At 39.8% G+C, this 22,917-nt stretch carries 18 protein-coding genes; 11 read left to right on the top strand and 7 right to left on the bottom strand.

Annotated features, from left to right (window positions below; translation table 11 throughout):
- Nucleotides 1–3: 3 nt before the first annotated feature.
- The gene (locus J8L86_RS18015) at nt 4–678 is read left to right on the top strand and encodes a hypothetical protein (protein ID WP_211031219.1); all 675 of its coding nucleotides are present in this window, start codon (nt 4–6) and stop codon (nt 676–678) included.
- Between the two features lie 298 nt (nt 679–976).
- Nucleotides 977–1,438, top strand: coding sequence for a hypothetical protein (locus J8L86_RS18020; protein WP_211031220.1), 462 nt, complete (start codon nt 977–979; stop codon nt 1,436–1,438).
- A gap of 143 nt (nt 1,439–1,581) precedes the next feature.
- On the opposite strand, the gene J8L86_RS18025 is transcribed toward J8L86_RS18020, so the two are convergent.
- Nucleotides 1,582–1,761, bottom strand: coding sequence for a DUF6435 family protein (locus tag J8L86_RS18025; RefSeq protein ID WP_065110610.1), 180 nt, complete (start codon nt 1,759–1,761; stop codon nt 1,582–1,584).
- A gap of 544 nt (nt 1,762–2,305) precedes the next feature.
- Here J8L86_RS18025 and J8L86_RS18030 point away from each other — a divergent pair.
- Nucleotides 2,306–2,722 (top strand): CBS domain-containing protein, encoded by a 417-nt coding sequence (locus J8L86_RS18030; protein ID WP_055024722.1) that lies wholly within the window; start codon nt 2,306–2,308, stop codon nt 2,720–2,722.
- A 141-nt stretch (nt 2,723–2,863) separates the two neighbouring features.
- Nucleotides 2,864–6,739, top strand: a complete 3,876-nt coding sequence (gene hrpA / locus J8L86_RS18035; RefSeq protein ID WP_211031221.1) for an ATP-dependent RNA helicase HrpA — start codon at nt 2,864–2,866, stop codon at nt 6,737–6,739.
- Nucleotides 6,740–7,329: 590 nt separating this feature from the next.
- Here hrpA and J8L86_RS18040 read toward each other — a convergent pair.
- Complete coding sequence (locus J8L86_RS18040; RefSeq protein WP_055024720.1) at nt 7,330–7,779, bottom strand: hypothetical protein; 450 nt, start codon at nt 7,777–7,779, stop codon at nt 7,330–7,332.
- Between the two features lie 613 nt (nt 7,780–8,392).
- Here J8L86_RS18040 and sigZ point away from each other — a divergent pair.
- From sigZ to J8L86_RS18065, 5 genes are all read left to right on the top strand, one after another.
- Nucleotides 8,393–8,941, top strand: coding sequence for an RNA polymerase sigma factor SigZ (gene sigZ, locus J8L86_RS18045; RefSeq protein ID WP_065110608.1), 549 nt, complete (start codon nt 8,393–8,395; stop codon nt 8,939–8,941).
- Nucleotides 8,942–9,128: 187 nt separating this feature from the next.
- A complete protein-coding gene (locus tag J8L86_RS18050; protein WP_211031222.1) occupies nt 9,129–10,640 on the top strand; it encodes a glutathione synthase in 1,512 nt (503 codons plus the stop codon).
- Between the two features lie 106 nt (nt 10,641–10,746).
- Nucleotides 10,747–11,976: a PatB family C-S lyase gene (locus tag J8L86_RS18055; RefSeq protein WP_231919236.1), complete on the top strand. Its 1,230-nt coding sequence runs from the start codon at nt 10,747–10,749 to the stop codon at nt 11,974–11,976.
- 210 nt (nt 11,977–12,186) lie between these two features.
- Nucleotides 12,187–12,807 carry a hypothetical protein gene (locus tag J8L86_RS18060; protein ID WP_211031223.1) on the top strand — a complete coding sequence of 207 codons (621 nt, stop codon included), beginning with the start codon at nt 12,187–12,189 and terminating at the stop codon, nt 12,805–12,807.
- Nucleotides 12,808–12,818: 11 nt separating this feature from the next.
- Nucleotides 12,819–13,493, top strand: coding sequence for a hypothetical protein (locus tag J8L86_RS18065; RefSeq protein WP_211031224.1), 675 nt, complete (start codon nt 12,819–12,821; stop codon nt 13,491–13,493).
- Between the two features lie 90 nt (nt 13,494–13,583).
- On the opposite strand, the gene pta is transcribed toward J8L86_RS18065, so the two are convergent.
- Together pta and ackA are read right to left on the bottom strand one after the other, a co-directional pair.
- Nucleotides 13,584–15,728: a phosphate acetyltransferase gene (gene pta, locus J8L86_RS18070; RefSeq protein WP_055024717.1), complete on the bottom strand. Its 2,145-nt coding sequence runs from the start codon at nt 15,726–15,728 to the stop codon at nt 13,584–13,586.
- A 64-nt stretch (nt 15,729–15,792) separates the two neighbouring features.
- Nucleotides 15,793–16,992, bottom strand: coding sequence for an acetate kinase (ackA, locus tag J8L86_RS18075; protein ID WP_065110606.1), 1,200 nt, complete (start codon nt 16,990–16,992; stop codon nt 15,793–15,795).
- 175 nt (nt 16,993–17,167) lie between these two features.
- Here ackA and yfbV point away from each other — a divergent pair, with 175 nt between their 5' ends.
- Nucleotides 17,168–17,611 carry a terminus macrodomain insulation protein YfbV gene (gene yfbV / locus J8L86_RS18080; protein ID WP_055024715.1) on the top strand — a complete coding sequence of 148 codons (444 nt, stop codon included), beginning with the start codon at nt 17,168–17,170 and terminating at the stop codon, nt 17,609–17,611.
- Nucleotides 17,612–17,629: 18 nt separating this feature from the next.
- Here the strand turns inward: yfbV and pflA are convergent, their stop codons facing one another.
- Nucleotides 17,630–18,364: a pyruvate formate lyase 1-activating protein gene (pflA, locus tag J8L86_RS18085; protein WP_211031250.1), complete on the bottom strand. Its 735-nt coding sequence runs from the start codon at nt 18,362–18,364 to the stop codon at nt 17,630–17,632.
- A gap of 86 nt (nt 18,365–18,450) precedes the next feature.
- Nucleotides 18,451–20,733: a formate C-acetyltransferase gene (gene pflB / locus J8L86_RS18090; protein WP_055024713.1), complete on the bottom strand. Its 2,283-nt coding sequence runs from the start codon at nt 20,731–20,733 to the stop codon at nt 18,451–18,453.
- 649 nt (nt 20,734–21,382) lie between these two features.
- On the opposite strand from pflB, the gene focA reads away from it, so the two are divergent.
- Nucleotides 21,383–22,384 (top strand): formate transporter FocA, encoded by a 1,002-nt coding sequence (focA, locus tag J8L86_RS18095; protein WP_065110605.1) that lies wholly within the window; start codon nt 21,383–21,385, stop codon nt 22,382–22,384.
- A gap of 202 nt (nt 22,385–22,586) precedes the next feature.
- Here focA and J8L86_RS18100 read toward each other — a convergent pair whose 3' ends face one another.
- Nucleotides 22,587–22,913: a DUF3861 domain-containing protein gene (locus J8L86_RS18100; RefSeq protein ID WP_055024711.1), complete on the bottom strand. Its 327-nt coding sequence runs from the start codon at nt 22,911–22,913 to the stop codon at nt 22,587–22,589.
- Nucleotides 22,914–22,917 lie beyond the last annotated feature (4 nt).

Here is a 22,917-nt window from a genome sequence, read left to right on the forward strand (position 1 = left end):
GAAATGGAATCAAATCAATTTTTAGGGTTAGTAAAATTTTTCAGAAACGAGGATTTCCTCGATAGTTTACGAGATGGCTGCTTTCATTGTACTCCGCCTGAAGTTTATCGACTTGATAAGCAAGAAGGTGTTTCTGACAAATTTGAGAGTTGTGCATATTCTTACCGAGAAGAGCGCGGTGACTCGCCGATTACTGTCAAATTTGGCGATATTGATATAAGTGATGCTTTGGGGTTAACCGTACATAACCGAACAGAAAAAGATGCTTGGATGCATTGCTGGTTCTCATTACGTTTACCAAAGGATCAGGAGGCTTTAGAAAAGCTCAAAGAAGACGTGACAAAAATGAAAGAACAATTTGGTGATCACTTCGCATTCATACCAGCACAAAATCTAAAACCTTTGATTTCCAAGTTGCAAGGTTTGAGTGATAAGCCATTATTTTGTGGAGAAGTCGAATACACTGGAGAAAAATCTAAGTGGGGAAATTTAGTTAAAGCACTAGATTATTCATACCAACGAGAATATAGATTTTTGTTTGGTGAGTGTTCTACATCTGAAAAAGAGTATTACATATTCAATAGCCCTGATGGTTTTTCAGATTTAATTCTAAAGAATACTGATTTCAAACTGCAGAGTGATAATGGTGAGCAAGTGTGGTTTGACCTCAGTGCATAACAAGGCGCTGCTACGGAAAATTTACTCGCTGGCGCTCCTAAATTTCCGCTGAGCGGGGCGTTAGTTTCTTAAAATGATCAAGAAAATATTACTAACCATCATCGCTATCCCCGTTTTTCTATTGCTCGTAAAGTGCACTTCGGAGAGTCTACGAACGCACAGTGTTGTAGAGGTTGGTGAGACAAAGCTATGTATTCCTAAAGAATACGAGTTAAGTGTAAATATACCGTATCTCTGGTTCGTAAGCGGGCTTGATGAAGATGCTGCTGGCGGCCTTTACATTATTTCAGCGAGCGAAATGTCGGAGTCTGTTGAAGGGTATACGAAAAGCCATATAAACCAACACAACGTAGACCTGGCACATGACATCACAGGTATTATTTGGGCTCAAAGCCAAATAGGAAGTCCTGATGGTTTGGCCGAGAAAGCATGGAATCTTGCTAGTACCGAAAAGCAACCCCATCATATTTACAATGCAAGCTTAGATCTGTATGAACTAGGTGATAAGCGCTTTATTGATACATGGTGGCACTTGGCTCGTACCGTGCCAGAAGGAAAAGATAAAGAGCGCCCTAGTGGTTGGTACTTTGGTTACTGTTCTGGTAAAAAGCCGGAAAACTATCATTGTACCCAAGACCTATACTACAAAGATCTCTATTTCGACTACAAAGTAAAGTATCAGGACATTCATGTAGCTGGTGGCGTAAAAGAGTTTATAGGTAATAAATTTAAACAATGGGAGCTGGCGTGTGAAAGCTAACAAGCGCATGTTGTCGGACTGGTTTTCCGCTACGCTCCAAACCAGCCGCAATACGGGCGTTACAAACTCATCCCTGTTCATTGGCGATAGGACATTAACTCATTTATTTTAGGAGCATTTTTTCCACCGAAAGCGCTATCAAGTTATCCCTTTGTTAGCCGCTCTAGCTCTTGAATTTGTTTTACAATGTCTTCTGCTTCTGCGGTAATCATTGAATAAGATTTTATATCGCCATTTCTTTGTGCATACATGGCTTGTTCAAGTTTAGCTTCATAAGCTTTATTGAGTTTTTTGATGGGGTCTTGCTTGAATATCGAAAACATACCAATCACTTTTAAATAGCTTTTGCATTAGTACGTTTTTAAATAGGTTTTAGTTTTATAATTTTCAATTAATTATTATGAAGAGTTTAACTGTTGGCTTTCCAATCAGCCCCAGTTGCTTGTGTCTTGATGCTAATGTTCTGAATTCAGCTAGCATACTGGTTTCACGCATGTCGAGCTTGAGCACTAACAGTACCATTATTAACGGCTGCTGATATGTTATTGGCCTTTATTTGATGCAGATGAATGACGGCTACAAATATGTAAGCTGTTATGACTCGTCTTTTAAGGCAAGTCTGTTACTCATCAATCTTTTTCCATCCCCTTAAATTCCTGTTACGACAATCGAGTTATTCAATCAACGTATTTTGCTAAATTTGACTACACTAATATTAGTACAATTATTAGTACGATTATTAGCACGATAACTAAACCAAAGATGAGATGTCGTCGATACTGAAAATGTAGAGTAGTGATTTTTAATGACTAAACATAAATCGTCGATTGAACACGAGCGCTGACGTTAAAATTAAAGGGGTAATATATGGATTCAATTCAAATTTCAGAATATATGGACCGCCAACCTGTGTTGTTAAAAGCCAATATGTCGTTAGCAACGGCTGTAGAGCATTTACTAACGAAGAACAAAGCTGGTGCCGCTGTGATTGATAATGACGGTCAGCTGGTGGGCTTTTTATCTCAACAGGATTGCTTATCAGTGATGCTAAAAAGCAGTTATCATTGCGATATGACAGAAACCGTTAAAGACTGCATGAAAACGGATGTACTGACAGCAACACCTGATGGCAGTATCTTACAGTTGGCTGAACAGATGTTAGGGGCAAAACCTAAAATTTATCCAGTTGTAGAAGGCAGTAAAGTCGTTGGTACGATTAATCGAACTGATGTGTTAAAGGCAATGAACATCTATATGCAGCAATGTTATTTAACGCCAGCCTAAGTTGCCAGCAAAGCTGTTTATCAAAGAGAATTTTGGCCTGAGTCAACGAGGGCTTTTTGTTTTGATTCCTTTAAACTAATACCATTCAGTCTAGTTCCTTGCTAGGATCGCAGTTTTTGAAATACTTGCTAGGAATTAGATTTGAATTCGGACCAACACCCGCTCTCTAAAGCATACCTAAACTCTTGTTATCAAACCGATGCGGCAAGAATTCGTCGTCGTTTGTATCAATTAAACAAAGAGCCGCAGTCTGAAAAGAAAGTTCAAGTCTTAGCCAAGTTAGCTGAACAAGCCACTCAAGCCTATGAAAAGGCTCAACTAAGGCTAAAAAATAGCCCTAAAGTCACTTATCCAGATGCCTTACCTGTCTCTCAAAAACGCGATGACATAGCCTCAGCTATTGCGAATAACCAGGTCGTCATTGTTGCGGGTGAAACAGGATCTGGTAAAACAACCCAGCTACCCAAAATATGTTTAGAGCTAGGCCTTGGTACACGTGGTTTAATTGGCCACACTCAACCAAGGCGTCTTGCAGCAAGAAGCGTTGCTAATCGCGTTGCTGAAGAAATTAACAGCCCGCTAGGCGAGGTTGTTGGTTTTAAAGTGCGTTTTGCAGATGCCATAAGTCCAGACAGTTACGTTAAATTAATGACTGATGGTATTTTACTGGCAGAATTAACCTCTGATAAATTTTTAAATCAATACGATGCCATCATTATTGATGAGGCGCATGAGCGTAGTTTAAACATTGATTTCATCTTAGGTTACCTCAAGCAGGTGCTGAAAAAGCGACCTGATTTAAAAGTGATCATTACTTCGGCAACCATTGATGTTGAGCGATTCTCTAAGCACTTTAATAATGCGCCAGTCATTGAAGTATCGGGTCGAACCTTCCCTGTTGAAACGCGTTATCGACCATTAGTCCGTGATACCGATGCTGACTTAGATGTGAGTGATGGTATTTTCTCCGCTGTTGATGAGCTAATGGCTGAAGGCCCTGGCGATATTTTGATTTTCATGAATGGCGAACGTGAAATTCGAGATACCGCAGAAATGCTGCGTAAGCAAAAGTACCGTGATACAGAAGTGCTGCCTTTGTACGCGCGTCTATCATATGGCGAACAATCTAAAGTCTTTAAAAGTCATATCGGCCGCCGTATAGTGTTGGCAACCAATGTGGCTGAGACGTCATTAACTGTACCTGGGATCCGCTATGTGATTGACCCAGGTACCGCTCGAATTAGCCGTTATAGTTACCGCACTAAAGTACAACGTTTGCCGATTGAACCTATTTCTCAAGCCAGCGCAAATCAGCGTCAAGGTCGCTGTGGACGTGTTGGTCCTGGTATTTGTATTCGTTTATATGATGAAACTGATTTTATTCAGCGTCCTGAGTTTACCGATCCTGAAATCTTACGTACCAATCTTGCCTCGGTAATTTTGCAGATGTTAGCCATTGGACTAGGCGATATTGCGGGTTTCCCATTTATACAGCCTCCTGAGCAAAAGCATATTCGCGATGGCTTCTTACTGCTAGAAGAGCTGCAAGCCGTTAAACAAAAACGCAAAGAGTTAGTGCTGACCAACCTTGGGCGTAACTTAGCAAAAATCCCACTCGATCCTCGTCTTGCTCGTATGGTACTTGAAGCGAAAGACATGAGTTGTTTGCATGAAGTCATGGTTATTGCTTCAGGTTTATCTATTCAAGATCCTCGAGAAAGACCGATTGAAAAGAAACAAGCTGCAGATGAGTGCCATCGTCGCTATGCCGATAAAGACTCTGATTTTGTTAGCTGGGTTAATTTATGGAATTACTTAAAAGATCAAAAAAGCGAATTGTCAGCAAGCCAGTTCAGAAAGCAATGTCGTGAAGAATACTTAGCGTATTTGCGTGTACGTGAGTGGCAAGATTTATATACCCAGATTAAACAAGCGGTACACGATTTAAAATGGCGTTTAAATGACACACCAGCCAGTTACGATAATTTACATAAAGCGTTGTTATCAGGCTTGTTAAGTCATATTGGTTTTAAAGATGCGAATAATGAATATCTTGGCGCCCGCAACCGTAAGTTTTTTGTATTTCCTGGCTCACCTTTAGCGAAAAAAGGCCCGAAATGGATAATGGCGGCCGAGCTCACTGAAACTTCACGTTTATTTGCCAGATGCTGCGCCAAAATTCAACCAGAGTGGTTAGAGCCTTTAGCTGCTCATTTGATTAAGAAAAATCATACTGAACCTCATTTTGAAGCGAAACCTGCCAGTGTCATCGCATTTGAAAATCAGGTGCTATATGGCCTAACAGTGGTTAATCGCCGTAGAGTACAATATGGGCCTATTGATCCTATTGAAGCTCGTGAAATCTTTATTCGCAGCGCGTTAGCTGAAGGGCAGTTACACACAAAAGAGCCTTTCTTTATTAAAAATCAGCAACTGCTGAATGATATTGAATCGTTAGAACATAAATCTCGACGCCGTGATATTTTAGTGGATGAGCAGGTGCTGGTGGACTTTTATGATCCGCTTATTCCGCAAGGTATTTATAATGCGCCACTATTCTTTAAATGGTGGAAACAGGCACGTAAAGAAACGCCAGAGCTACTGGACTTTAATCAAGACTTATTGATGCAGCGAACTGCAGATCATATTTCAGCGTTAGATTTCCCTGAAGTATGGCAAAAAGCTAACTTGGGTTTACAAGTGAGTTATCACTTCGAACCTGCCGCTGTTGATGATGGGGTGTCGGTGCACATTCCTGTGGCGTTGATAAACCAAGTTGATACTGAAGATTTTGATTGGTTAGTACCAGGGCTTCGTGAAGAAAAAGTCGTGGCGCTGATTAAGTCATTGCCTAAAAATCTTCGCCGTAATTTTGTGCCAGCGCCAGATTATGCTCGCGCCTGTGTACAAGCTATGGAGCCTTTTTCAATGCCGCTGCTTGATGCAATGTGTAAGCAGTTACTTCGCATGACAGGTACACGTATAAGTGGTGATGATTTTGACTTAACTCAGTTAAGTGCTCATTTAACAATTAACTTTAAAATTGAAGATGATAAGCACCGCCTAGTGGATCAGGGGCGTGATTTAGATTCTTTAAAAGATAAGTTGCAAGGTGTGGTGGCAAAAGCCATTCGTAATGTGGCGGAAGAGGGAATTGAAAAGAAAGACATCACAACATGGTCATTTGGGGATTTACCAAAGCAATATCAGAAACGTAAAGGTAATTACGAAGTTAAAGCTTATCCAGCGTTAATTGATGAGAAAGATCAAGTCTCTATTAAATTGTTTGATGATGAGTTTGAAGCTGAGCGTCAACATCGTATTGGTTTACGTCGATTATTACTGATTAATATTCCGTCTCCGGTTAAGCACTTACAAAAAGCGCTGCCAAATAAAGCAAAATTGGCGATGTACTTCAATCCATTTGGGCAAGTACAGCTGTTAATTGATGACATTATTTCGGCTTCGGTTCAGCAATTGCTAGATGAGAAAAAGCTTGATGTGCGTAACGAAGCACAGTTTGAACAAGCTAAAGATTGGGTAAGACAAGAGCTTAATACTTATGCTGAGCAAATCTCATTGCAAGTTGAGCAAATTCTGACGATATATCAACGTATTAAAAAGCGCTTAAAAGGTAAAATCAGTTTAGATATTGCTTTTGCGATGAGTGATATTAATACCCAGTTAGATAAATTGGTGTTTAAAGGTTTTGTTGAGCACTGTGGCTGGAGTCGTCTTACTGATGTGGCGAGGTATTTAAAAGCGATTGAAAACCGTTTGGATAAATTACCGGTTGATCCAACTCGTGATCGACTTCATATGCAGAGTATTAGTAAAGTACAAGACTTGTTAAATGCGCAATTAGCCAAAGTGCCTAAAACTCAGCCTGTACCTGAAGTATTAGTTGAAGCACGTTGGATGATCGAAGAATTCCGTGTTTCATGTTTTGCGCAAGTCCTAGGTACAGCGTATCCCATTTCTGAAAAACGCATTGTGGTACAAATCAGTCAAGTGTAATACTTGTCATGCGTGATTAACCTGTTAAACGCCCAGTACAATTCGTATTGGGCGTTTTTGTATATAGCTTTATTCTTTCTTCGTGTTTATCTGGTATTGGTTGAAAAGCAGCAAGTGTTAAAGCATATTGTGTCGATTGTTACTTTAAATTAGCGAAAAACTCTGAAAGTGTGATCTAATATGTAACACTTTCAGTTTTACCTATCAAAAAAGCCACTTTAAATAAGTATTTTACAAAACGAACATACATTTCTGAAAGTTTTTCGTAATTTTTGTGGGATTGGTGGTGTTAGATTGCTATAATCCGTTTCAAGAAGTAAAGATGGCTACAGCTTCTCTGTAAAGGTAAATGTCACCCCCTATATAATAGACATGCCTTACCCCCTATAAAACGGCCTAAGATTGATAGGAGTTACTATGGAAGTTCATGAATACGAAAACGCTTATTATCAAGTAAAAGATGACGTTCTAGAGTCACTACCTACTGAAGAAGAATAAGCTGATTGAACTAATATTATTAGCTCTTTCACAAGCATAAAAAAAACAGCCTAGGCTGTTTTTTTTATGCTTGTGAATCTGAAGATATGAAATTATCCTTCAATTCGGCCTTTTTCTGTTAGCACTTCCACAATAATCCAACTCTTACCATTTTTGACTAACTTGATTGTGCGGTCATCGACCCATGGGCTACCACCACGTAAACCTTCCATTTTCACTTTAACATCAACTTCATCAGTAAATTTACGGAAAAAGTCGATATCAATATCATCAATTGACATGTTCACATCTGTCATTGAAAGCCCAAGTACATGACGCTGGACTGCCGATGCAATATGGTAATGAGACATGATGTCTTTGAGTTCTTGATTGACAAACACTTTCGCTTTATTGACATCTTTATCAACATATATAGCACGGAAAAAACCTAAAGAAACTTCTTCAGGTGACAATGCTTTTTCAAGGCGACCTTGTTGTCTTTCTTCTGAGGGGGTACACGCAGCGAAGAAAAATAGGCTAATAAGAACAAAAATTTTATGCATATTAATCAGGAATTATTGTTATGTAGTATTAGTATCGCTATTTCAATGCGACGATACAAGTTACCTATGATCAAAGCATTAAAATTGAATAAATTCTTGACTCATCAATCAACACATGTCATACCTTAAGTAACTTCAATATACACCTGCGGTAACAACTCGGTGTATAACTTAATGTTATCCACAGAATCTGTGGACAACTATGTTGAATACTATTAGCCTTAATTGCAAGGTTATGAAATTCAACATTTTTTAACGCTGGTTAAAAAATAACACCTCAATTTTTCCTGTGCTAAACTATTCATTTTATCCCCTAAATTATGTTTCTTTATGCAATTTATTGCTTGCTATTTAAAAATATTTCGCGCAAGAAACGTTAGATTAAGCAAAATTAATCAATTTCAAATAGCACTGTTTTTGGCTTGATGAAATTAACAAAATAGATCGCCGAACCGTCAGAAAACCGATTTCTCGGCCATTGATTATCGCTAAGATAAACATATAAGCGAGATTTAACACTTACCAAAAAAATGAATGATATTTGCGTCTTTTTATTCTTTATTGCGTCTAGGGTATTGAGTAACGTTTTTTATCGAGTTGAGATTAACTTTATATGATATCTGAATGGCAAAACCATAAAACACAGCTACGCGGTTATGTAAGTCAACGCATTGATGACGACAGTGCGGTTGATGATATTTTGCAAGAGGTTTATATCAAAGCCAGTGGTAATTTACATCAGTTAAAATCCAGAGGCAGCCTCAAAAGCTGGTTATATCGTATTGCACATAATACGATTATGGACTTTTATCGAGAGCGGCAACAATTTGAATCTTTGCCAGATGATTTAATGGCTGAAGAGCTCGATACAGGTAAAGAAGCAAGAGAGGAGCTCGCTCAATGTTTAGGGCCTTTAATTGACGAGTTGCCAGAAAAATATGCTAAGCCATTGCGCCTCGCTGAGCTTGAGGGGGTTTCTCAACAAAGGATTGCAGAACAACTTGGTTTATCTTTATCTGGAGCGAAGAGTCGAATCCAAAGAGGCCGAGTTAAATTTAGGCAACAAATGATGGCATGTTGTGACTTCGAAGTCGGCCAAGGCGGGATTACGGGCTACACCCCCAAAGACGCAAACCACAGAAAAAAATGTAAATCACCATAATGGGGTTACTGATAAAACCTTGAATCCTGTTGACTCATTTATTAGGACTTCGTCTTAACTGACTTAGAGAGCCCTAACTGCCTCATCTAGCGTTCGGAAACGTTACTCCCGTATTCCAACATGCTCCTTTTTAACATCACGTGGCTAATACTCGTGTAGGAGCTTTATTGCTTTTTTAGGAGAAACTATGAAGTCACTGTTCCAGCCAAGAGCATTAACGCAATCAAAGCCAACAATTTCTCAGCAAATGCTAAATGAAGCCAGTGAGTGGGCGATTATGCATGGGGTGGCTTTTCGCCGAGATGATAATACTGCAAGGCACTGTCCGTTTAGTATTGCGCCGATGACAATGCAGCGGCCCGTGTTTGAGCACTTAATCAAAGTCACTCCACTATTGACTAAGTTAATCGATAGGGTGTCTGAAGATCATGATTTCTTGCAAACACAACTTGCGGATGTGGCTAAAGCCGATCCTTTTTTTAAGCGGTTACTGTCTTTGCATCATCAAGTGCATGGCAGTAAAAATCAACGTTTAACGCCAGCACGTAAACCTCTACTGCTTATGCGAACGGACTATATGGATGATCGTGAGCATGGCGCCAAAGTGATAGAGTTTAATGGCATTGCTGCAGGTATGGCACCATTTGGGCAACGTGCTACAGAGTTACATGATTTCTTACGTCTGCAATGGCCACAAGAGTTTGAGGGCTTTTTAGAGCATAAGCAATCAGTTAGCGCTGACAATAAAGGCCTGACACAACTTGCCTCTGGTATTGCCCAAGCAGCTCAAAAAGTCGCTGCTGATTTTGCAGTTAAGTTCAGCGGAGGAAGTGCACAAACTCAAACAGTGCCGACTTTTTTAATGGTTGTGCAAGAAAATGAAGATAACGTTTATGATCAACATTTATTGGAAGTGGCATTACAGCAACGTGGTATTCGCACTGTAAGAAGGACGTTTGAGCAGTTAAGTTCGCAACTTTCTACAGGAGATCATCAGCGCTTAATTCTAGAGGGCATTGGCGGGATTGATGTTGTTTATCTTAGGGCGGGTTACCAATATGCCGACTATTACTCGCCACAACGAGATGAAGCCATTTGTTGTGAAGCATTAAGTCAAACAAGATTGTTCATTGAGCAGCATCATGTCGCAGTGAATGCGACTTTCAGTCAACAGCTAGCTACCAGTAAAACGGTGCAAATGCTGTTGACCATAATGCCTGCTGAAGCTTATTCACGCTGGGGCCTGACATTAGAGGAAGCTCACTTAGTAAAAAGTGTTTTAGCAGAGATGAAACCGATTAATACAGACACCATTAATTGGTTTAATCGTCATCCCAATAAACAAGAGTGGGTGCTAAAAAATCAAGGAGAAGGTGGGGGACATTGTGTATTCGGTAAAGATATTAGTGCTAAATTAAATTCTCTGACACCGAAAGAGTACGATGCTTGGGCGTTAATGCAGCGTTTGTTTCCTCATGAACGAGAAGCCGCTACCATTGCCGTGCGAGATAGTGAACAAACGTGGGTGAACGATCTTGTCAGTGAAATAGGCTTATTTACGGCATATTTTAACGGACAACCCGTGACAGCGTTAAATGGTTATGCGGGATACCTTATTCGCAGTAAACCAGCTAGTGAAAATGAAGGTGGGATACACAGTGGTCAAGGGATATTAGACTCATTGGTTTTAGTGGATTGAGTTTATTTAATCTCAATATTTAGAATTATTTTGCATCCTTATTGAGTTTTTTACGTCTTAAAGACAATGAAGTAAAAACAACTTAATATTCCAAAGAGATTCAGAAATGATCAAGCCTTTTAAAAACAGTAAGAATATCGTCAATAGCCAAGTGTTTACCCCAAGTCCTGAGCGCCAAGATATTAGTGACAAATTTATTAAGCACGACAGCAATATGCTCAATCAAATTTATGGTACTACTGATGTAAAACCATATTGGATTGCAGATATGGACTTCCCGATAGCTTCGCCAATCACTCAAGCAATGCAGCAATTAGTTAGTCGTGAGACTTATTCTTATGAGTTTGACTCTACAACCGTGTTCGAATCCATTTCCGCTTGGAATAAAGACCGTCATAACCTTGAATTAACTCCCGAACACTTTGTTCAAGTACCAGGCGTGCTGAGTGCGATTGCTATGTTAATTCGAGACTTTACTCAAGAAGGTGAAGGGGTGTTAATACAAACTCCTGTCTATCATCAATTTCGTAGGTTGATTGAGTCTGCTGGACGCACAGTTGTTGATAACACGCTTAAGATTGAGAACGGGCGATATGTTTTTGATTTTAATGATTTTGAACAGAAGTTAAGTCGCGGTAATGTGGGGATGGTGCTGTTATGCAATCCACATAACCCAGTGGGACGAGTATGGAGCAAGTCAGAATTACAGCAGTTAACGACTATTGCCAAAAAATATCATGTGCTGATTGTGAGTGATGAAGTCCATGCAGATATTGTATTTGAAGGTTCACAATTTACGAGTATGGCCTCATTAGCCTATGAAAATAGCTTAACAATTATTGGTTCACCCGCTAAAAACTTTGGCTTAAATAGTATTTCTAACGGATATATTTATAGTGATAATCCGTCGTTACGTGAAATAATTAAAGCAACATCAGCTTCAATGTCTCTTGATCATGGCAATGCGTTTACCACCCATGCGACGATTGCAGCTTATCAGCATGGCAAAGATTGGTTTGATGCTTTTCTTACTTATACACAAACGACCCGTAATTGGATTGTTGATTTTATGGCCACAGAGCTGCCGCAAGTTATCACCTTTGTGCCAGAAGGCACTAACCAGATTTGGTTTGATTTTACCGGGTTAAATCTAACCGCTGAGCAATTAAAAGCGTTATTGACTAAACAAGCTAAAATGGCACTAACCCCTGGCACTTGGTTTGGTGAAAAGGATGAAAACTTTTATCGAATGAATTTTGCCTCACCATTAGAGCAAGTACAGGCTTCATTTGAGCAGCTTAAAAAAGGTATAGCAGATAGTAAACCTGCTAAATGATTAAAACTTAAAGGAGAATACCTACTAAAAAATGTGTATTTATTGATGTGGAATACTAATTTGTATAATAGTTTAACCAAAGTAAATTAGATATCATGTAGGTGTTATTAATAAGGGAAAACCTCTTTACTGCTCTAACAACAGGTTTCTCATATAGGATTATGTTTAGATTTAATATCTATGAGTCAGATATTAGTTAAAGGATTAACTATGCCATTAAATACTGCCGTCAAATCGGAAGTCAGTAAAAAACTAGAAACTTATGAAGGTCGAATATCTCATTTATACCTTGATACCATTGGAAAGGTAACGGTAGGTATTGGAAATATGATTCCAAATAAAGCCGCTATGAACTCTTTTTCAATGTATAAGGTATCTGCCAATAAACAATTTATAATAGCAAGTTTGGCTGATAAGGAAGCAGAATTCGATGTGATTAAAAAGCTTCCTTTTGGAAGAAACTATAGTGCTAGCTCTTTTAAAAAGCATTCGAGTTTAATTATTAAGGATGTCGATATTGATATCCAACGTGAAAAGCATATCCAATCTTTCTATAAAGAGCTGTTAAGGTATTACAGTGTAGCGAATGGCTTTAATAAATCATTTGATAATATGCCAATTGAAGCTCAACTGGCATTATTTGATATGGTGTTTAATTTAGGGATAACTAAGTTGAAAAATCAATATGTAAAATTTAATTCCTTGATTAAACAAGAAAAGTGGGCTGAAGCTGCAAAGCAAAGTAATCGTGTTGGTATTTCTCCAATAAGAAATCAATACGTTATGAAATTACTTAAATTAGCTCAACAAAAAATTACTAAAGTGCCTTAAAGGAATTAAGGATGAAAAATAAACTATTTTTAATAGGCTTATTAAGCGTTTTACTTAGTTTGATCGCTTGTCAGGTTTCTGTTGTGAGTGACGTTCAAGAGCCACGTTGGTTTAACGTAGAAGTGTTTGAAAATACCTCTACAATTGGAATGACAGTGTATGATTTTGAATTTGAAAAGCAGTTCTTAGATATAGAAAACAATGCGATAAAATTAACAAACTGTATTGATGTCTTAGCTTTTGGCAGTCACAACATTTCGGAGAGATCTTTTACAAATTGGGACCTTTTAAAAACTAACTGCGAAGCTGTTAATCGTTACTATAAAGCCCCTAATTCAGCTTTAAGCTATTGGCCATCGAAATGGGACTATTCGTTACTTGCAACATTTGCTTCTGATGTTATTCCATATATTGGGGGTGATAACTTAGTATCAGATAATAAAAGGCTAAGTGACACTAATATTGAGTTAATTGATTCTGGAAAATACAACATTAAAGTGTCATACGATAACATGATTATCGAGTATAATTTACTGGCAAAAGCTGACTTTAATCTAGATGGCAACCAAGATTTATTTATCCGAATGGATTGGTATATCGAAGGGGCACATGGGGAAGGTAATGATTGGATTGTCGTTTCAAAGTTATCTACTCAAAGTTTGCCAATAACTCTCTGGCGAAAATAGTTTTATTTCCCTCGCTTTAAATTCGTTAATCTACAAAAAAGCACTGCCTAAGCAGTGCTTTTTTTGTTTAAGCATTAACACAATCTGTGTTTACTGCTCATTCTGTGCCGCTTGAATAGCTGTTAAAGCAATGGTGTAGACAATGTCATCAACGAGTGCGCCACGAGATAAATCGTTGACTGGCTTGCGCATACCTTGAAGCATTGGGCCAATACTGATTAGGTCTGCACTACGTTGAACTGCTTTATATGTCGTGTTACCCGTGTTCAAGTCTGGGAATACGAATACTGTCGCTTTACCGGCAACAGGGCTATCTGGTGCTTTAGAGCGTGCTACATTTTCCATGACTGCAGCATCGTATTGCAGTGGTCCATCAATCACCAGATCTGGGCGTTTTTCTTTGGCGATTTTGGTCGCTTCACGCACTTTATCAACATCGGAACCTGTACCAGATGTACCTGTTGAGTAACTGATCATAGCCACACGAGGCTCAATACCAAAAGCGGCGGCAGATTCAGCTGATTGAATGGCAATATCTGCTAACTGTTCAGGGTTTGGATCTGGGTTAATCGCACAATCACCGTAGACTAAAACCTGATCTGGCATCAACATAAAGAAGATAGAAGATACTAAGCTTGACCCTGGCGCTGTTTTAATTAGCTGCAGTGGAGGACGAATGGTGTTAGCTGTAGTATTGACTGCCCCAGATACAATACCATCGACTTCATCTTGAGCAAGCATCATGGTACCTAATACCATATTGTCTTCAAGTTGCTCTTTAGCCACGACTTCAGTCAGTCCTTTGTGACGACGTAAATCTAGCATGCCTTCAACATAGCGCTCACGAGCTTGTAGAGGATCAATAATTTGAACACCTTCGCCTAGTACCACATCTTGTGATGAAGCAATACGCAGAATTTCTTCTTCGTTGCCTAAGAGTACGCAGCGAGCAATACCACGTTCAGCACAAATGGCGGCAGCCTTAATGGTTCTTGGCTCTTCACCTTCAGGCAGTACGATGGTTTTCTTAGCCGCACGAGCAAGTTCAGTTAATTTGTATCTGAATGCTGGTGGCGATAAACGATGCTCACGAGGTGAGTTTTGCGTTACGCTTTCAATCCAGCTTTGATCGATATGACTGGCGACATACTCTTGTACTCGGTCAATTCGTACAGCATCATCAACAGGGACTTCATGGTCAAAACGTTGAATATTTAACGAGGTTTGCCATGTATTTGTATTAATCAAAAATACTGGCAAGCCTGTTTCAAAAGCACGTTCACACAGTGCCATGATTTCAGGTTCTGGCTCGTATCCACCCGTCAGCAATAGGGCACCAATCTTGACCCCATTCATTGCCGCTAAACAAGCAGACACAATCACATCAGAGCGATCGCCCGATGTCACTAGCAATGAGTTGGTTCGGATATGAGTAACCATGTTAGGAATACTGCGGGCACAGAAAGTAACTTTACGTAAGCGTCGCGTATTCATTTCACCAGCATTGATGATTTTAGCATTGAGGTGTTTTGCTAAATCAGAAGCTCGAGGTGAAACAAGGTCTAAGTTATATGGCACACTACCTAAGATGCGCAGCGGGCTTTTACCCGGTAGCTGGAACATTGCTGAGGTATCCGTTGTTGATACTTCTGCATGGTCAAAGACTTCAGATAAATCAGGGCGTGCACGACCTTCATCGTCCACTGGAGCGCCAATTTTATTGATGATTGAGCCAATAAGACGTTTGTTTTTAACGCCGCCCCAAGAATTATAAGCAATCTCTAGGCGATTCATTAAGCCATTGGGTGTGTCATTTCCTGGTGTTGCAATGAAAATCACATCAGCATCTAATGCTTTAGCAATTTCAAAGTTAATGTCATCAGAAAATGGGTGATTACGAGTTGGTACTAGACCTTCAATCACGATCGTTTCGGTATTGTCGGCACATTCGCTGGCTCGAGCAATAATTTGCTCCATAAGCACATCGATTTGTTCTGAACGAATTAAGTTTTCAGCATGTTCCATAGTGAATGGTTCAAGCGGATTAACAGTCGGCGAATGACTTAAAATGGTGGTTGAACGTTCAGGACCATTGTCGCCATTACGGATTTGTGCAATTGGCTTGAAGAATTGAACTTTAACACCTTTGCGCTCTAGCGCACGAACCATCCCAAGGCTTAGCGACGTTAGACCTACACCGGTACCAATCGGGATTAACATAATATTACGAGACATATTTACCTCTAAACTGAGCGTGAATAAAGCCTGAATTAACAGGCTTTATGTCGGGCAAGGGGATTTAAGCGCTAATGAGTTTGATAGCGTCTTCTGCGATGACCCACTCTTCGTTAGTCGGGATAACCATTGCCACAGTGCTGTTCTCTTCGGTAATGATGCCATCTTTACCAAAACGCGCGGCTAGGTTTTTCTCTTCGTTTACTTTGAAATTAAAGATAGCCAGCATTTCAAGCACTTTTGCTCGGATAATATCTGAGTTTTCACCAATACCACCAGTAAATACAACGGCATCTAAACGGCCTAATGGCACAGTGTAAGAGGCAATGTATTTCGCTAAACGGTAGCAGAAAATTTCCAGTGCTAAGGTTGCGCCTTTATGGCCATCTTTGTAACCGTCTTCAATGCCACGACAATCGTTGGTTAACTCAGAAATACCTAATAAGCCGCTTTGCTTATTCAATAAGTTATTGACTTCATCAATGGTATAACCAAGTTGGTTAACTAAATGGTAAATGATTGATGGGTCCATATCTCCGCAACGTGTGCCCATAACTAAACCTTCTAGTGGTGTTAATCCCATTGAAGTGTCGACACTTTTGCCGCCTTTTATGGCCGTAACTGAAGCGCCGTTACCTAAATGTGCAACAATCACATTCGTATCAGTGGTGTCTTTATTTAGCACTTTTGCCGCTTCACGGCTTACAAATAAGTGGCTGGTGCCATGCATGCCGTAGCGGCGGATACCATGTTCACGATACAACTTATAAGGAAGGGCATAGATATAAGCTTGCTCAGGCATGGTTTGGTGGAATGCGGTATCAAAAACAGCAACTTGTGGCAGAGCAGGGAATGAAGCCATAGCAGCTCGGATACCAATTAAATGTGCTGGGTTATGAAGTGGCGCTAGTGAAGCACAATCTTCAATACCACTGATCACATCTTCATTAATGATCACTGAGCGAGAATATTTTTCGCCACCATGAACGATACGATGACCGATAGCTTGAATTTGAGCTGCAAGCTCTGGCTGATCAGCAAGGATATTATTAACGATAAATTCAACTGCTTCACGGTGAGCAGTAAATGCGCCCAATTTAGCTTCATTTTTAGCGCCGTTAACTTTCCACTTTATGCGTGAATCTTCTAAACCGAAGCATTCAGCAAGTCCTGATATGTGATCATCACCTGAAACAGCATCAATAACAGCAAATTTTAAAGAAGAGCTACCGCAGTTGAGTACCAGTACGAGTTTTTCTGACATGTTGAGACCTTATTAGTCTGATCGAGCAAAATTAAAATTGATGTGAAATGTGTTATTTCAACTATCAATCATAGTTAATGATTTACTAAACAGCCGATAAATTTACCGTAAATTTGGGGCTCAATATCGCTGTGTGCTATGGTGCATATATATTTCTAACTTGTAGGGCATACCGTTGAACGTAAACGTGTTCAAAATCATAGGTGACGGTCGACGTTACATGAAGACGTGGCCTATGGTTCGGCAACTTGGGTTTTATTTCCCTGAATATCGTGTTGTCAGAGCAACCCATCTTGGCATTTTATTGATGCCGTTATTTGCTATCTTGGCTGCTTGTAGCCAAGTGTATGTTAATGGCTGGGCGTTTTTACCCCAAGCTATTGCCTTAATGCTATTTTTTATCAGTTTGCCTATCCAAGGTTTACTCTGGCTGGGCTGGCGTGCCCGACACCCTTTGCCGATAACCTTATTTGATTGGACAAATCAGTTAACCGCCAAAATGAGTTCAATGGGCATATCTTGCCAACCCCTTGGGGCTAAAGCGTGTTATTTAGATATGGCGTTGATACTCAAAATGGCATTTGAACGTTTAGATAAAAGTTATTGGGAGCAACTGTAAGTCTTTGCTCGCCAACGATTAATAATCTGCTTTAACTCCACGCTCAGTAAAGACGGCTTTTATGGCTTCCATAGTCTCTTTGCTGGGTGGCTTAATGTCTGTTAACGAATAGCTTTCACCAAATGCTTCCCACTTGTGCGTGCCAAGTTGGTGATAAGGCAATAATTCTACCTTTTCAACGTTTTCCATAGGCTGTATGAAGTCTGCCAAAGCTTTAGCTGAGTCAATATCCTCAGTAAAACCATCAACTACCACATATCTCACCCAGGTTTTTTGATTGCGCTTCGCTAAATGTTTTGCAAACTGTAATGTTCGTTGATTACTCACCTTGGTTAAATCGATGTGCTTAGCATCATCCATTTGTTTTATATCAAGTAACACTAAGTCGGTATTGTCGAGTAATTCATCAATGACGGGCGTGTATTTACGCACAAAACCATTGGTATCAAGACAGGTATGCAGATCATTAGCTTTGCATGCTTTGAAAAGTTCGTTAACGAATTCAGCTTGAAGGATAGCTTCACCACCAGTGGCAGTTACTCCACCAGATTGTAGGAAAGGTTTGTAACTAATGATTTGGCTCATTAGTTCATCAACAGTGACTTCTTTGCCGCCGTCTAAATCCCACGTATCGCGATTGTGACAGTATTGGCATTTCATTAGGCAGCCTTGCATAAAGGCGACATAACGAATGCCTGGACCATCAACGGTACCAAATGATTCTATAGAGTGGATACGACCTGTGGTCATGATGTCTCCAAACAAGCAAAAAAAGAGGTTGTACTCGTTTTTATTAATGAAACACTAATAAAGTTAAGTACAACCAATTTTAAGAATTATTACAAGCCTTTAGTGAAAGTACGTGTAATTACATCTTGCTGTTGTTCAGGTGTTAGAGCGTTAAAGCGAACAGCGTAACCTGAAACTCGAATGGTTAATTGAGGGTATTTCTCAGGGTTAACGATGGCATCTTCTAACATTTCACGGTTCATCACGTTAACGTTTAAATGCTGACCACCTTCGCTATTGGCGTTACTCATAAAGTAGCCGTCCATTAATGATGCTAAGTTGGCGCGGCGACCTAATTCATCTTTACCTAACGCATTTGGTACGATAGAGAAAGTATAAGAAATACCGTCTTGTGCATGAGCAAAAGGCAGTTTCGCTACAGATGTAAGTGATGCAATCGCACCGTTTTCATCACGGCCATGCATAGGGTTTGCACCTGGAGCAAATGGCGCGCCAGCAGGACGTCCATCAGGTGTCGTACCTGTTTTCTTACCATAAACCACGTTAGAGGTAATGGTTAAGATTGATTGCGTTGGAATAGCGTTACGGTACATTTTCTTAGTACGGATTTTCGCCATGAAACGTTCAACTAAATCACAAGCTATGTCATCTACGCGTGGGTCGTTGTTACCAAACTTCGGATATTCACCAGAAATATCAAAGTCGATAGCAATTCCATCTTCATCACGAATAGGCTTAACAGTGCCAAACTTAATTGCAGATAAAGAATCCGCTGCAATAGAAAGACCTGCAATACCACATGCCATAGTACGACGTACATCACGGTCATGAAGCGCCATTAATGCAGACTCGTAAGAGTATTTGTCGTGCATGTAATGTATAGAATTAAGCGCTGTCACGTATTGTGTTGCTAACCAATCCATTAAGCCGTCTAAACGGTTCATTACATCATCAAAGTCAAGTACATCTGAAGTGATGGCATCTGCTTTAGGTGCAACTTGGATTTTTAACTTTTCATCCACGCCGCCATTGATGGCGTAAAGCATGGTTTTTGCTAAGTTAGCGCGAGCACCAAAGAACTGCATGTGTTTACCCACAATCATCGGGCTAACACAACATGCAATAGCATAATCGTCAGATTCAAAATCTGGACGCATTAGGTCGTCATTTTCGTACTGGATAGAGCTAGTATCGATAGATACTTTTGCACAGTAGTTTTTAAACCCTTGTGGTAACGCATTCGACCATAAAACAGTAATGTTTGGTTCAGGGCTTGGGCCCATGTTGTATAGGGTATGTAAGAAACGGAAGCTGTTCTTAGTGACTAAAGTGCGGCCGTCTAGACCCATACCTGCAACTGATTCAGTTGCCCAAATTGGGTCGCCTGAGAATAATTCATCATATTCTGGAGTACGTAAGAAACGCACCATACGCAATTTCATCACAAAATGGTCAACCATTTCTTGCGCTTGTTCTTCAGTTAATACGCCGTTAGCAATATCGCGCTCAATGAAGATATCAAGGAATGAAGAAGTACGGCCTAAAGACATTGCTGCGCCATTTTGGCTTTTCACTGCGGCAAGGTAACCAAAGTAAGTCCATTGGATGGCCTCTTTAGCATTGGTCGCAGGTAATGAAATATCACAGCCGTATTTTGCAGCCATTTTTTTCATTTGGCCTAAGGCGCGGTGTTGCTCTGCAATTTCTTCACGTAATTGCATTGTGTTTGATAAATCCTCACCCGCTTCAAAACCAGCTTGAAGTGAAGAGAATTGAGCAAACTTATCTTGCATTAGGTAGTCGATACCGTAAAGCGCGATACGACGGTAATCACCAATGATACGACCACGGCCGTATGCATCAGGTAAGCCAGTCAATACACCTGATTTACGACATGCCATGATTTCTGGCGTGTAAATATCGAAAACACCTTGGTTATGTGTTTTACGTAGTTCTGAATAGGTGTACTTGATGTCTTCGTTTAGTACGCGGTCATAAGCTTTGCAAGAACCTTCAACCATACGAATACCACCGTTAGGTAGCATGGCACGCTTTAAAGGAGCATCAGTTTGCAAACCAACAATGGTTTCTAACTCTTTGTTAATGTAACCAGCGTCATGAGAGGTAATGGTTGATACCATTTCAGTATCGAAATCAACAGGGGCATGTGTGCTGTTCTCTTGCTTGATCCCTTCCATCACTTTGTCCCAAAGTGTGGTAGTTGCTTGAGTAGCACCAGCTAGAAAAGACTCGTCGCCTTCATAAGGAGTGTAGTTTTTCTGAATAAAATCGCGAACGTTAACTTCAGTTTTCCAATCACCAGCTTCAAAACCTTGCCAAGCGTTTGCAAATAATTCTGTTTTATCGGTCATGGTATTTTACCTTCTCGTCAATTAACTGTTGATCTGCCATTTAATGGTAATGGGTAACTGTTACAACCAAGCTGGCAGTTCAAAAAATTGAGACCCCTATTAATGGATAATTGCAAGGGCATCTAATCTGTGTGCTAGCACCATAATATTTTTACAATGTCAGCGAAAATTTGTTAAATTATAAATTGGTAAGACCAATTTACCTAATGAATATTATCATAGCTTCTATGCAACATCACTTAATTAAATCAAAATTGAGTAAGATATCGACAAAAATGTTAGCTGGGTAACACTTTTTGAGCAAACAGTTTTCTATTTAGCCAAGAGTGACTACCCTTGCGACACTCCAAATGCACACTTTGTCATGCTTTCTTGTTGTGATGATGATTTGCTATACTGATATATAGCATTTTTTAGATAAGCTGATAGTTTATTAGCGATGTTTAATTGTAAATTTGTCAAAAGTGATTGAGTTTTGATACTGGCAATCTTGGTCTTACCAATTTACTTTTGTGTATCTTGATAAGAGTGATGCATGTTTATTTTTGGTTGTAATAATGGTTATCACAACACTCGCTGCTTGATATTGATACGCCTAAAATGTGCATGGTAAGTGTTGTTTATTTTTAAAAAGCGATTTGAGGTTTTTATGCAAAAATTAACTGGGCAAGATCAACAGCAAGACGCTGAAATTGCCGATGAGATAACCCCAACATCGCATGAGCAGGTTAATTGCCCGCCGAAAACAGTGAATACCTCCCCAGCGCCATCAAACTCGACCTATCAGCAAGCTGAATCATTTGGCTTAGCCAAAATAGCCAAAAGCCCTTGGCAATCTTTTACTTTATCGATTTTTGCTGGTGCTTTTATTGCCATTGCCTTTGTATTTTATGTCACGGTGACGACAGGAAGCACCAGTGATTGGGGAATGACTCGTTTTATTGGCGGTCTGGCTTTCAGCTTAGGGTTAATTTTAGTAGTGGTGTGTGGAGCTGAATTGTTCACCAGTACGGTATTAACCTCAATCCCTTGGGCACAAAAACAAGTGAAAACATCGACCCAATTGCAATGCTGGGCGAGAGTTTATGCAGGCAACTTAGTTGGCGCCTTATTGATGGTGCTTCTGATTATGATGTCACGCATGTTCGAGTTAAATGGCGGGCAATGGGGGCTAAATGCACTTAATATTGCCCAACATAAAATACACCATACTTGGGTACAAGCTTTCACTTTAGGCATTTTATGTAACATGCTTGTATGTCTAGCGGTTTGGATGACTTTTGCGACAAAAGATTTACTGACCAAATCATTATTAATGATGCTGCCTGTTGCAATGTTTGTCAGTAGTGGTTTTGAACATAGCATTGCGAATATGTTTATGGTGCCATTAGGGGTTGCGATTCATGCTTTTGCTCCTGAAAGTTTTTATGTTGCGCTTAATATCAGCCCAGAACAATATGCTGACTTAACTTTATTAAGCTTTGTGTTTAATAACCTTATCCCTGTGACACTAGGTAATATTGTTGGTGGTGGGGTCTTTATTGGACTTGGTTTTTGGTTAGTACAACAAGGGCAGTTAACTATTGGTTCGCAGGGCGCGAGTCATGGGTCCTTAGTGACTAAAGCGGAACAAAAAGATTCGCTAAGATAAACGTTATCAAATAACCCTCTTTTAAAAAGCCCAGCAAATGCTGGGCTTTTTGTATTGATTCATTCAAAACCAATTTAAATCAGCTAAGAGTGATCGATGTTAGCATCGCCAGTTACAACGCTATTTACAGCTAAGTGATTTACATTTAGACAATTTATAATTAGGCGATCTACCATTAATCCTCTTACAAACTTATGGCACATTAATTAATCGCTTGCTGCTTTACTGCCTGTTTAACAGTGCTTTTTAGATGATGCATAAAGTTTTTAAAATGTGGCATAAACTCGGCGAATAGTGGATGCTTGCGGTTTTGCATCATTATCGGGCCCAATAATCTTAATCCCAATGCCACTTTAGTGGCTTCTTGAGGCTCAAGGCCGCTGCCTTTTTGCAGTTTTTCAACGACATTCAGTACATCTTCTCTATCTTGAAATTCAAAATCTAACGTTTGACCGGTTTGGTTATCAGCTAGATTGATTTCTTCAATCGTAATACGGTACTGATGACCTTTGCGTAAAATCGTATTCATAATT

It is taken from the genome of Shewanella sp. MMG014, from assembly GCF_018100775.1.
In the GTDB taxonomy this organism is placed as follows: domain Bacteria; phylum Pseudomonadota; class Gammaproteobacteria; order Enterobacterales; family Shewanellaceae; genus Shewanella; species Shewanella japonica.